Source organism: Variovorax soli (assembly GCF_031454625.1).
GTDB lineage: Bacteria > Pseudomonadota > Gammaproteobacteria > Burkholderiales > Burkholderiaceae_C > Variovorax > Variovorax soli_A.
The window spans coordinates 25896-38184 of record NZ_JAVDRF010000020.1; the positions used below are offsets into that span (position 1 = coordinate 25896).

Genomic DNA, 12289 nt, shown 5'->3' on the forward strand with positions numbered 1-12289 from the left:
CGTCAGATGAAGAGCTGTACGGCGGGCAGCGCCGCGTCGCAGTTGAGCAGGTTCACGCGCTTGAGCGTCATGCGCAGCTGGCCGTCCACCTGCGTCAGGTGATGGAAGAAGGTGCCCACGTAGAACTGCAGCTCGTCGCCCTGCGACTCGGTGTAGTGGAACTCGGTGCGCAGCACGAAGGCATTGCCCGGCTCGTCGAAGCGCTCGACGGCAGGCATCTGCAGCAGGTGGTGGCAGCGGCTCGGCGGCTGTTGCGAGAAGGCGCGCGGGCTCTTCAGGCGCTCGATGCGCAGCTCGCGCAACAGCTTGTCCTCGTACATGTGCGAGCAGTGGTTGAGGCCGTCTTCCTGGTCCGGCGCAGCAGGCACCCAGTAGTAGGCATCGTCGGTGAAGAGCGAGTTCCACTCCTCGTAGCGCCTGGCGTCGAGCAGGCGCGACTCCTCGACGACAAAGTCGATCAGGTCCTGGCGCGTGATGCTGCGGCTCATCACATGGTCTCCGTCATGTAGCGGGCCCAGCTGCGGTACTGGTTGCGCATCGGCAGCTCGTTGGTGCCGCCGGTGGTGATCTCGCCGCCCTTCAGCTCCGCGGGGTCGTAGTTGCGGTGCAGGCTCACCCACTCGTTGCCGGAGGCGTGCAGCCCGGCCTGCATGCCGCGGTAGGCCTGCAGGTCGTCGTGGCCGACCACCGAGAAGGGCGAGTTGATCAGCCGGTTGTACATGGCGGTGCGCTGCAGCAGCTCGGGCGGCGCGCCCTTGAGGCGGAAGGACCAGCTTTCGATCAGCGTCTTGTCGGCCGCGATCGGCCTGACCACGCGAATCGCCTGGATCGCGCCCTTGATCGTGAGGTTGGGGTAGTACACCGTGTTGTGGCGCGCCATGCCGAGGATCTGCGCCGTGCGCTCCTCGCCGTACTTCGCCTTCATCGCATCGTCGTACGCGGGGATCGCCTTGTACTTGCTGTGGATGCTGAAGTGCACGCCGGTGAAGCTGTGGCCGTTGTCGTAGGTCCGGATGCCCATGTCCTCGAAGAACTTGTAGTCCGACATGAAGGGCACGAACTGCTCGATGGCCATGGGCTTCGGCGCGTCGGCCGGCTTGTCGGACCACATGCGCTTGGCGGTGCCGGCCGAGGACTCGTGCGCCACCATGGGATGCATGGTGTCGTTCAGGTTCTCGACGAACATCTTCCAGTTGCACTGGTGCATGAAGCGCAGGCAGCCGCCGGCGATCTCCAGCTCACCTTCGGGCGAGCGGTCGGCCATGTTGTCGATGGAGCTCAGCGAGTCGCCGAAGTACTCCTCGAAGTCCGGACCGACTTCGTTGATCTTGACGAAGATGAAGCCGCGGTGGCTGCGCACGTTGCGGATGACGGTCAAGCCCTTGGCCGATTCGCATTCGTGCAGCTGCGTGCCTTCGTAGCCGTTCTTCAGCGGAATCGCGAGCAGCGAGCCGTCGGTCTTGAAAGTCCAGGCGTGGTAGGGGCAACGGAAGAACTTGCCGGTGTTGCCGCAGGGCGCGCTCACCAGGCGCGAGCCCTTGTGGGCGCAGCGGTTCATCATCGCGCGCAGCGACCCGTCGGTATGGCGCACCACGATCAGCGGTCGGCCGGCGATCTCGTTGCTGATGTAGTCGCCCGGCCCGGGCAGCTGGCTTTCATGGCCGACGTAGTTCCAGGTGTTCGCGAAGAAATGCTCCTGCTCCAGCTCGAACAGGTCCTGGCTGATGTAGAGGTCGCGGTGGACCCGGTCGTTCTGCACCAGGGCACGGACGGCGTCGGGGTTGCCTCGGTAGGAAGTCATCGTGCGGCTCTCCTTCAGATATCGAGCACCAGCCGCGCGCCCTTGGCGCGCGAGATGCAGATCTGCATCACGTTGCCCTCGGCCTTCTCGCGCGCGCTCAGCACGTAGTCGCGGTGGTCGATTTCGCCTTCCAGCACCGGTGTCGTGCACACGCCGCATTCGCCGCGCTTGCAGTCGAACATCGGGTCGCAGCCATGCTCGATCAGGCAGTCGAGGATGCTCTGATTCGCGGGCACCGTAAAGCGCCGGCCCGACTGCGCGAGCTCGACCTCGAACGCTTGGTCGCCCGCTTCGACCACCGGCTCGGTGAAGAGCTCGAAATGGACGCGGTCGTGCTCCCAGCCGTGCGCCTCGGTGCGCGCCAGAACGGCGTCGAGCATGACCTTCGGGCCGCAGACGTAGAGCCGGTCGCCGGCCGGCACCGCATCGAGCAGCGCGTCGATGTCCAGCGGGCCGCCGGCCTCCGCATCGGCGTGCACGCGCAGGTCCTCGCCCAGCAGCGCCTGCAGTTCAGGCAGGAAGGCCATCAGGTCCCGGCTGCGGCCGGCGTAGTGCAGCCGCACGGGCTCGCCCTCGGCGCGGCGTCGCGCGGCCATGCTGGCCAGCGGCGTGATGCCGATGCCACCCGCCACCAGCACGGTGCCGCCGGGGCCGGTGTGCAGCGGGAAGTCGTTCTTCGGCAGCTCGATGGTGACGGCGTCGCCCTGCTGCAGCCGCTCGTGCATGAAGCGCGAGCCGCCGCGGCCCGTGTCTTCCCGGCGCACCGCGATCACGTACTCGGTGGGCGCATTGGTGGCATTGCGCTCGGTGGCGAAGTTGATCAGCGAATAGTGGCGCCAGTCCTTGCTGCCATCGGGCAGCTCGACCTGGATGCGGATGTGCGCGCCGGCGCTGAAGCCGGGCAGGGCGCGTCCATCGTCGGCGCGCAGCACGAAGCGGCGGATCATCGGGTTCAGCTCCTGGGCCTCGGCAACGCGCAGTTGAAGCGTGGGGGTCATGCGTGTCTCTCTTGTCCGTTCTCAGGTCAGGGCATGCCGCACCAGCAGTTCGCGCAGGCGGGTGCCCTGTTCGTCGGCCAGCGCCGCGTCGCGCAGCTCTCGCAGGGTGGCTGGGGCCATGCGCGCACCGGCGCGCTGGAAGGCGGCCATCAGCGTGTCGTAGTTGCGCAGGCCGCGCGCGTGGGTGTCGCTGTAGCCCTTGACCAGGCGCTGGCACTGGGCGAGCTCGGCCGCGAGCTCGGGATGGTTGATCGCGGTGCTGCGGATGCGCTCCAGCCATTGCTCGATGCGGCCGTTCTCCTCGGCATAGCGCGTGGTGCTGCGCCGCCAGCGCCTGGCCGCGGCCACCATGCGCAGCAGCAGATAGCCATGCAGCGAGCTGGTGCGGATCACGCGGCCTTTGCGGGTCAGGCGTTCGACCAGCCGGCGCGGCGCGCCGGCATTCAGCAGCCAGCGGCCGACGCCGCCGGGCAGCGTCTCGCAGATCTCCTGCAGGCGCGGATGCATGTACTCGTTGATCGCCAGCAGCTGGCCTTCCTCCACGCCGGCTTCGCCGCGCACACGGTCGAAGCGCGAGGCGCGAGTCTTGAGTGCCGCGACGCGGGCCGTGTCTTCATAGGACATCCACAGGGCGAGGTGGCGGGCGGTCTCGAGCTGCAGGCGATGGGCCTCGTCCGCGGGCAGTGCGGCGATGGTGGCCATGCGGTCGAGGTAGAGGCCCGCGTAGTCCAGGTCCTGGTAGTCGATGAGGCGGCGCACGCCTTCGAACAGCACCGGGTGCAGCGCGGGTGCGAACTCGCGCTGCACGCGCTCGACCAACGCGCGCACCGCGGGATGGCGGGGCTGCGGCGCCGCCGCGGGCGCGGGCAGTGGCTTTTCGTCTTCGCCCGCGCCCTGGGTGCGCGCGAAGGCGGCGCCGAAGGCCCTCAGGCTGGGCTTGACGCCGACGCCGCCGCGCTCGATGGTGGCCTCGAACTGCGCGCGGCTGAAGGGCAGCACGCCGGCACCCGCCAGCGCACCGAAGAGCACCGCGCTGATCACGCTGCCGGACGCCGCTGCAGCCTGTGCCATGTCGAAGCGGACGAAGCGCTTGGCGGCCTTCTCCGCATGTGCGAGCAGCTCGGCACTGTCGACGCGGCCGTCGCCCAGGGCGCTCTTCTCGGCAATGGAATAGACGCGGTGGGTGGAGGCAATGAGCGTGGTCCGGTCCGCGGTGACCAGCCCGCGCTGCACCGCGCGGCCGGCCTCCATCAGCTCGGAGGCCAGCACCACGTCGACGTCGCCCGGCAGCGGCATCAGCGCGAGCACCGGCCGGCCGCCGTCGGCCTCGGCTTGCGCCTCGGGGTAGAGCTCGACGTAGTAGATGGTCGCGCCGGTGCGCTGCGCGACGCCCGGCACCGAGGTGGTCTGGGCCACATAGCCGTTGGCCTCGCCCATGTCGACGATCCAGTCGGCCAGCACGCCGCCGCCCTCGCCGCCCATGGCCAGAATGGCAATCTTGATGGGTTGTGTGCCGCTCATGGATCAGAACGCGTAGGCTGCGCGGCGCTTGGCTTCGCCACGCTGGAGCCAGCCGATCACGCCCGCGCGCACCCGCTGGCGAAAACGGTCCCAGCCGGTCGGGTTGCTGACGATCTCCGCCTTGTAGAAGGAGGGGCACAGCACGGCCGCATGCGAGACGTCGCCGCAGTTGCCGCAGCCCACGCAGCTTTCGAGCACGGTGGCGACGGGATCGGTGCGCAGCGGGTCGGGGTTGGTCTTGATCGACAGGGACGGGCAGCCGGAGAGGCGGATGCAGGAATGGTCGCCGGTGCAGGTGTCCTCGTCGACGCCGAACTTGTCGCGCACCACGCGCTTGCCCTCGGCGATGGCCTTGCGCACCAGCGGCTTCTCGCGGCGCTGCTTGTTGAGCATGCACTCGGACTGCGCGATCAGGACCTTGGGGCCCTTCTGCCGGGTGGTCAGCGCCTCCTTGATCATATCGCGCATGCCGGCGACGTCATAGGTGCGGCGCATCGTGCGTACCCATTGCACACCCACGCCGCGCACCGCACGCTCGATCGCATGGCCGGTGCTGCGGGTCGGGTTGTGCGCCTTCGACGAGAGGATGTCCTGGCCGCCGGTGGCCGAGGTGTAGTTGTTGTCGACGACGATCGTCAAGTTGTCGCTCTGGTTGAAGACCGCGTTGGCGATGCCGCTGGTCAAGCCGTTGTGCCAGAAGCCGCCGTCGCCCATCATCGAGATCGCGCGCTTGCCCGCAGGCGCATTGAGCGCGGCCGCGCCGGCGCCGCCCAGGCCGTAGCCCATGGTGGTGTTGCCGATGTTGAAAGGCGGCAGGATGGAGAACAGGTGGCAGCCGATGTCGGCGCTCACGTGGTGCGGGCCGAGCTCGCTCTCGACCAGCTTCATCGCGCTGAAGATCGGCCGCTCGGGGCAGCCGGTGCAGAAGCCGGGCGGGCGGGCGTGCACGTTTTCATCCAGCGGCAGGGCAGGCTCGGGCGCGTTGTCGACGCCGATCTGGGCGACTTCCTTGAGCGGAATCACCTTGCGCACCGGCGCCGGAACCGGCAGCGGCTGCAAGCGGCCGTAGCGCTCGCCGAAGGCGCGGGCGCCCTTGAGCAGCTCGGCTGCGGTGTATTCGCCGGCCACCGGCAGCATGTCCTTGCCGTGCAGCACGGTCGGGGAGCCGGCCTGGCGCAGGATGGTCGCGAGGTTCTGCTCGACGAAGTTGGGCTGGCCCTCCTCCACCACCAGCACCGCGCGCTTGCCCATGCAAAAGCGCAGCACCTCGTTGTCGACCAGCGGGTACGCCACGTTCATCACATAGAGCGGCACCTGCGTGCGGCCGTAGACATCGGCCAGGCCCAGACGCTCGAGCGCGCGCAGCAGGGTGTTGTAGCTGCCGCCCTGGACGATGATGCCGATGTCGTCGGCATCTTCGGAGAAGAACTCGTTGAGCTTGTGCGCTTCGATGAAGCGCACCGCCGCGGGCCAGCGCTCCTTCACCTTCTCCTGCTCATGCACGAAGCTGGCCGGCGGCAGCACGATGCGGCTGACGTCGCGCTGCGGATTCTCCAGCGCATCCTTGAGCGTGAAGTCGGCCCGGCGGTTGGCGCCGGCCACGAACTGGCCGTGCACGTGGCAGGCGCGGATGCGCAGCTGCAGCATCACCGGCGTATGGCTGGCCTCGGACAGCTCGAAGCCCTTCTTCACGGCATCGACGATGGACGGCAGGTTGGGCCGCGGATCGAGCAGCCAGATCTGCGACTTCATCGCGAAGGCATGGCTGCGTTCCTGCATGATCGAGGAGCCCTCGCCGTAGTCCTCGCCCACGATGATGAGCGCACCGCCCGTCACCCCGCCGGAGGCCAGGTTGGCGAGGGCGTCGGAGGCCACGTTGGTGCCCACCGTCGCCTTGAAGGTCACGGCGCCGCGCAGCGGGTAGTTGACCGACGCGGCCAGCGTGGCGGCGGCCGTGGCCTCGCTCGCGCTGTTCTCGAAGCGGATGCCTTGCTCGGCCAGGATGTCCTGGGCATCGGCCAGCACGTCCATCAGGTGCGAGATGGGCGCGCCCTGGTAACCGGCGACATAGGAAACACCCGATTCGAGCAGCGCCTTGGTGACTGCCAGAATGCCCTCACCCCGGAACAGCTCGCCCTCGGTGAGCCGGAGCTTCTTCACTTCCTCGACGAACGATCGTTCAGCCATGGTCTGTTTTCTTTCCGTGCCGGCATGGGAGCCGCTTCATCGCTTGGTCCCTATAATGTTCAGAAGTGAATGTATCCACAATCATGAATAACCCTAGACACGCAAGCTGCGTGCCTGACTCAGCCGAGGGGACGCTTCATGGCCACTGCCGCTTCTAAGAAGGCCTTGCTCTTCGTCGACGACTACCTGCCGGCGCTCTTGGCGCAGGCCAGCCAGCTGATCTCGTCGGAGTTCCACGTGGTGGCGCGCCAGCACGGCTTCTCGGTCTCGGAGTGGCGGGTGATGGCATCGCTGGCCGGCGGGGAGCCGATCAGCATCGGCCAGCTGGCGCAGGTGACGGTGACCAAGCAGCCGACGGTCACGCGCCTGCTGGACCGCATGGAATCCAAGGGTCAGGTCGAGCGCCTGCCCCATGACAGTGACCGGCGCGTCACCCTGGTGCGCATCACGCGCAAGGGCGCCAAGACGGTGGAGCAGTTGATGGACCTGGCGCGCGAACACGAGCGGCGCGTGCTGGAGCCTTTCGGGCTGCTGCGGGCGGAGGAGCTCAAGACCACCTTGCGGCAGATGATCGAGTTGCATGCCGGCGCGGCGGGGGAGGCGGAGGAGGACTCGCATGCCTAGAGTCTTCGCGGTGGGTGGCCGGCCCGGACGCGTGCATCATGTCGAGCCGGCGCGTGGCCGAACGGGCCGACACGATGCCGAAGATCCTGGGGTTTTTCCGTCAGGGATGCACTGCCGCGGGAGATCGGGTGGCGGAGTCCAATGCGCAGGTGAATGATGCGTTGGTGTAGGAGGCGTGGAGGGTCGGCAGCGGGTCCGGCTCTCTCTTACCGAGTGAGCGGCGCGGGATCGTCCGGCGGGTCCAGTTTGAAAGTAATCGGCTGACGAAGCCGCACCTTGACCGGCGCTCCGCGATAAGTGTGAGGCCGAAATTTCCATTGAGTGAGGGCACCGACCGCCGCGTCTGCCAGGAGCTTGGGTGCCTCACCAATGATGGTCGTTCGAGCAACGTTCCCCCGCTCGTCGACTTCCATTTCGACAAGGACCCTGCCTTGAATGCCTGCTCGCCTTGCCTCGCCCGGGTACGAAGATGGCACGGCGTGCAGAATTCGGGTTGGCTGGTCCAGTCCAAACTTGCCGTCTGTTGGAAAGGATTCGTCCACGAGGGCTGCTGCAGCTTGTTCAAAGGTCAGGCTCTCGGATCCGCCGATCGAATACCTCGCAGGTTTCGTCACGCATCCAGCCAGAACGGAGCTCAGCATGAGCAGGACCAGAAAAGTTTTCATCGCAAGCTTATGCCGTGGAAGCTTTTGTCCACGCCTGTTCCCGTTCGCGCGTCGTACAGCATCCTCGTGTTCGTTCCGATGGCCGTCTGCCTGAGGCTTCCCTCGGCGTCAGCCGTGGCTGAGTCGCGTTACCCGTGGACAGGCACTGATCAAAGCTAAAGACAAAAGGGTCGAAATATTGTTCAGATCGAACCAAAAAGGCGTTTGATTGTTGTCGATTTTGTTATGACAATCGCCCCGCTTTCAAGCACATCATCTGCATCGAAATTTCGAACTAGTATCGCGTCATTTTTATTGACAAATTCCAAAAGGAGGCCCGGGCATCGATAGTGAAAAGCCTCCCAACCAGGATGTAGCGCCGACGCAATTTCCAGCGTTGAGTGCGGGCCATCTAATACCAAAATCCAAGTCGTACTGAAATTTTCCAATAAATTTAGCAAATCTTCCTCTTGAAACGAAGATCGTCTAGCGACCCCGAAATATCTAGAAGCTTCGGCATTGAGGATGCGCCATTCGGCGAGATCGCCCGAAGAACTCAAAACTCCGATATTGGTCGACTTCCAAAACTTGCGATAATCAACGATTCTAGTCTTCGGCTGTGAAACTTCATGCCCGGAAATAACCCAATACTCCGCACTGCGGAACACTCTATCTATTCGAGTGGTGATTTCAGCAAAAGCCGATTTAGTAGAAATTGGTTTAGTCAAGTCAGTGAAGATGATCTCCAGACCTTCGGCCGCGTGCAGTTCTGCAACAACATCCGGATTCCAGTTAGCCTCTGCAAAAGAACGTATTAACATGATTAATAGTCAAAGTGACGAATTTTGCAGGATTCAAAAATGACACTTGGCCAGGACCCTGAAACTTCGGGCCCACCAGATGTCATTCTCACAAAGGGGTGTGACTCGCGAATTCAATCTGGTGTCAAAGACTTGAACCGGCCAGAATTCATCAAGAGCTCGACCGCCCTTTCCATGGCAAGTCTTTGTACACTTCGCACCACTATCAGATTTGGCTCATAAAAAATATCCTCCCCCCGCAGCTCATCGGTCATTTCTTGGCCAAGGCGTATCGGATCATAAAAATTCAAACTATGCGTCACGCCCGCGACGATAAGCTTCACCCCCGTAAAGCATCCCTTGGCAACAACCTCCCATTCATAATCATCAAAATCTTTAGGTAGTTCCAAGAAAGAATCTAACATTTTGATTTCGGCTTTCAATTTGGAACAAGAAATTTTGGCGCACTCGTTTATGTATTGCTCTGGTGTCAAGTTTGCACGCGGTCTTGGCACTATTTCAAAATGACTTCTATCGCTGCCCCGTTGAATTATTCGGAGCGAATCCGGTATTGAGCTCTGATCTATCTGATTGGGCGTGTATCCGGGTTATTAAATACAGAGACACCATGAGTCTCTCGAGTGAATCCTGTTTGCGGATCAACTCTGTAATCATTTGCCCTCGGGACAAAAGATGCCGGACGACGGGTCACGAATAGTTTTTTAGCAAGGTCGCGAGAAAATCCTCGCCGAAACCCTGCACCAAATCGCAGGGAGCTCCAGATCAGCAGACATTACGTCAGACAAACTAGGTTCGGCATTCTTTGCTATCACGTTACTCTCCAAAAAACGAAGCTTGGTGACGATTTCATCGAGAATCGAACGGAGGTGGACGGCACTCACTCCCATGGTCGCGCCCGACAGGCCAGCTCCTGTCGATTAGGGTCTCTGTAAAGGCCGCCGCTTCTTTTGCTGCATCAGTCAGCTATTGCATGAAGAGGCTTGCCATTGGCAATGGCGTAGCGAATCAACTCGCTCAGGCCATCAAGGAAGCGCTGCAAACGACCAGAAGCTCGAGCAGCGTGAAGCCTTTGGCTGAAGGGCAAATTTCGGTGGCAGCGCTCGCGCCCAGCTGTGGGTCCAATTCACGTTCTTTATCGGCTGTGGGTAACACTGACTATTTTCCCGTTCTTTTTGTCAATAACAATGGACGCCTCTCCGCCAATCTGCGGCGCCTTGGAGATATCAAGTTTGACGGCAATCAAAAGTACAACATTCTTCGGGACCGCTCGCGCTGCGAGTCCAAAAAAATACACGTTTAGTGTTTTGACTTCTGAAAAATAGACCGCACTGAAACGCAGATTTTCGAAAGAGTCTGAATTTTTCTCATAGAGCGCCGCAGATCGGACTAAGTAGTACAATTTTTCTTCTTCATGCTCATAGAGCGTAGGCACAAAATTCTTGGCCATTTCCGTGCGTATTTGCAAGAAATCCGTGCGCCTCAAAAGCTCTTGCATTGCGGCCTGACGTTGCGCCCCCCGCACCACCAGCTTCCGCGGATCGTCCAAGCTGGCCATTTAGCTGGTCTCAACGCACTTTGATTGAATGTATAGATTCAATAATTGATGTTGCAAATGCAGCTTCGCTTCTTGTGAGATTGTCGTATTTAATGTGTAAATAATATAGTGGACCCTCATCATTTTCGGGCAAATAAATTATCGCCTCGTAGCCATATGAATTTTTTACATCGTCTGCAGTTTGAATTACTTCGGCCTTCAGTTCATTAAGATTGGTGTATTTTATCTGTGATGATCTTTTATAAAATTCACTTACCTCGGGAGCGCCACCTCTGTAGATCATGAGGATTTGTTTTTTCGATGCATCATTTAATTTAAATATGTTTACATCAAAATCAGTAGCCTGATGATATTCTTCAATTGCCAACCTGCAGGCATCGTAGCTGAACGAGTAAAGCACACCTACTTTCTTTTTTGTGCAATACGCACCTGAAGTGTGAGAGCACGCGGCAACAATCATCACAGCAACGATGCACAATAAGTATTTCATGACTATTTAAAGCTCGCAAAATCGGGATTGCCAGTGGAAAGATTACCGGGCGCGGGGGAAGCTGATGTTTCTGCGCGAGCAGTAGATGAACGATTGAGTCTAACCACCTCGGCAATCTCCGATTGCCGAAGAATGTTTCCATATGCTTGGCCCATGAGATGACCGCTCCAACCAGGATGCGGCGTTCCCGTGCCGCTATATCTATCCGCGAGGCCCATCAAATGCCCCGCTTCATGGCCTGCTTCCCAAGCGTTTAGAGTAGGAATGTCCGTTTGCCACGTCCCTGAATTTCCGGGCCGACCAGGCGCCATTCTCACAAAGGGCTGGGCATCGCGCGGCCCAGTTGCCAATCTAATGCTATTCATATCTCCCGTCGTGACCGTGGTACTTACATCGTAAATACCAAATTTGCCAGTCCATTGGTTCTGAATTCCGGAAATGGCATTGGCTATATTTTCCGGAGTTGCACCTGGTCCGGTGAACTTTATGGGAAGGTTAATATTCACTCTGGTGCCATCGATCGTGACGATTGCATCCGCCCCGTTTGGATCAACAGAGTTTGCTACGTTGTTCTTGACGTAGGCATACAGGTTGACGTCGTCCCTGTACCCAATCGGGTCCGTCTGCAGGAACCTTCCCAACGCTGGCGAGTAGAAGCGCGCCTTGTAGTAGTACAGCCCCAGCTCGCCGATGAGCTGCTGCCCGGTGTACCGGAACCTTGGGCCGGTCATGGTGTTCGGCTCGCCATAGGGCCCATAGCTGTAGATGCCCGTGGAGGCGCCCGTCGTGTTGGCCGTGGCCACGATGCTGCCCAGGTGGTCCGTGTAGAACCAGTTCTTCGCCGTGGTGCCTGCTCCCTCGTACCAGACGATCGGCTCGTCGGTGCCCGGCCCGTGCACATACCGCCTCTGGATGGCGGTGCCCGCCGCGTCGTACTCGGCGATCAGGTTCGCCGCGTCGTACAGCAGGTTCGTCGTGCTCGTCCCGAGGGCCGTTTGCCTGAGTCTTCCCTCGGCGTCGTAACTCAGCGTTGCCGCCGTGCCGATCTTGTTGGCCGTCTTCAGCCGGTTGTCCAGGTCATAGCCATAGCTCCAGGTGCCACCATCCCCCGTGAGGTTGCCGTTGGCGTCGTAGGTCTGCGCCATGCCGGCCACGGCCGTGTACTGGTTCAACCCATTGCTCGTATAGCTCTTCGTGCCGGGGCTCGCCCCGCTCCACTGGTACAAGTTGTTGGTCCAGTTGATGCTCTTGAGTTCTCCGAGCTGGTTGCGCGTGTACGTGTACTGCACCTCTTGCGAGGGCGAGGCCAGGAAGTTCTTCAGCGTGGCCAAGGCGCCCTGGCTGTCATAGGTGCGCTGGATGCTGGTGCCGTTGCCCAGCGTCACCGTGGTGCGCCGCCCCAGGTCGTCGTAGGCGTAGCTGGCCAGGGTGACGCTGCCGTTCTCCAGGATCGCGCCCGGGCGGTTGGCCGCGTCGTAGCTCGTGGTCGTGTAGAAGGCGTCCGGCCAGGTGGTGCGGATGCGGTTGCCCGCGGCGTCGTAGCTATGGCTCAGGGTCTTGCCGCCGGCCGTGGTGGCGCTCAGCCGAGCGGCGTTGTCCCAGGCGTAGCCGATGGCATGGCTGCCGTTGGCGAACTGGGCCGAGGTCC

General features: G+C 61.7%; 13 protein-coding genes. 1 reads left to right on the forward strand and 12 read right to left on the reverse strand.

All coding sequences use genetic code 11. The features are described 5' to 3' along the window. Window positions 1-2: 2 nt before the first annotated feature. From J2739_RS27140 to J2739_RS27160, 5 genes are read right to left on the reverse strand one after another with little or no spacing between them, the layout of a single operon-like run. Window positions 3-488: an aromatic-ring-hydroxylating dioxygenase subunit beta gene (locus J2739_RS27140; RefSeq protein WP_309907533.1), complete on the reverse strand. Its 486-nt coding sequence runs from the start codon at window positions 486-488 to the stop codon at window positions 3-5. Continuing rightward, window positions 488-1801 carry an aromatic ring-hydroxylating dioxygenase subunit alpha gene (locus J2739_RS27145; protein WP_309907535.1) on the reverse strand — a complete coding sequence of 438 codons (1314 nt, stop codon included), beginning with the start codon at window positions 1799-1801 and terminating at the stop codon, window positions 488-490. Before J2739_RS27145 ends, J2739_RS27140 begins: the two co-directional genes overlap by 1 nt. Window positions 1802-1815: 14 nt before the next feature. Then, the gene (locus J2739_RS27150) at window positions 1816-2799 is read right to left on the reverse strand and encodes a PDR/VanB family oxidoreductase (protein ID WP_309907537.1); all 984 of its coding nucleotides are present in this window, start codon (window positions 2797-2799) and stop codon (window positions 1816-1818) included. Window positions 2800-2820: 21 nt separating this feature from the next. Further along, window positions 2821-4320 (reverse strand): indolepyruvate oxidoreductase subunit beta family protein, encoded by a 1500-nt coding sequence (locus J2739_RS27155; protein WP_309907539.1) that lies wholly within the window; start codon window positions 4318-4320, stop codon window positions 2821-2823. A 3-nt stretch (window positions 4321-4323) separates the two neighbouring features. Continuing rightward, window positions 4324-6507, reverse strand: coding sequence for a thiamine pyrophosphate-dependent enzyme (locus J2739_RS27160; RefSeq protein ID WP_309907540.1), 2184 nt, complete (start codon window positions 6505-6507; stop codon window positions 4324-4326). 138 nt (window positions 6508-6645) lie between these two features. Between J2739_RS27160 and J2739_RS27165 the strand changes: the two genes are divergently transcribed. After that, window positions 6646-7131, forward strand: coding sequence for a MarR family winged helix-turn-helix transcriptional regulator (locus J2739_RS27165; RefSeq protein WP_309907542.1), 486 nt, complete (start codon window positions 6646-6648; stop codon window positions 7129-7131). A gap of 206 nt (window positions 7132-7337) precedes the next feature. Here the strand turns inward: J2739_RS27165 and J2739_RS27170 are convergent, their stop codons facing one another. From J2739_RS27170 to J2739_RS27195, 7 genes are all read right to left on the reverse strand, one after another. After that, window positions 7338-7796, reverse strand: a complete 459-nt coding sequence (locus J2739_RS27170; RefSeq protein WP_309907544.1) for an energy transducer TonB — start codon at window positions 7794-7796, stop codon at window positions 7338-7340. 182 nt (window positions 7797-7978) lie between these two features. Then, window positions 7979-8596, reverse strand: a complete 618-nt coding sequence (locus tag J2739_RS27175) for a hypothetical protein (RefSeq protein ID WP_309907546.1) — start codon at window positions 8594-8596, stop codon at window positions 7979-7981. A gap of 113 nt (window positions 8597-8709) precedes the next feature. Further along, on the reverse strand, window positions 8710-9069 hold the full coding sequence (locus J2739_RS27180; protein ID WP_309907548.1) for a hypothetical protein: 360 nt from the start codon (window positions 9067-9069) through the stop codon (window positions 8710-8712). Between the two features lie 541 nt (window positions 9070-9610). After that, complete coding sequence (locus J2739_RS27960) at window positions 9611-9748, reverse strand: prepilin-type N-terminal cleavage/methylation domain-containing protein (RefSeq protein ID WP_405053973.1); 138 nt, start codon at window positions 9746-9748, stop codon at window positions 9611-9613. After that, entirely contained in the window at window positions 9729-10151 is a 423-nt protein-coding gene (locus J2739_RS27185; protein ID WP_309907551.1) for a hypothetical protein, read from the reverse strand. Before J2739_RS27185 ends, J2739_RS27960 begins: the two co-directional genes overlap by 20 nt. 10 nt (window positions 10152-10161) lie before the next feature. Continuing rightward, on the reverse strand, window positions 10162-10641 hold the full coding sequence (locus J2739_RS27190; RefSeq protein WP_309907553.1) for a hypothetical protein: 480 nt from the start codon (window positions 10639-10641) through the stop codon (window positions 10162-10164). A 2-nt stretch (window positions 10642-10643) separates the two neighbouring features. Next, window positions 10644-12289 (reverse strand): RHS repeat-associated core domain-containing protein (locus tag J2739_RS27195; RefSeq protein WP_309907554.1); only part of this gene is annotated, 1646 nt, incomplete at its 5' end.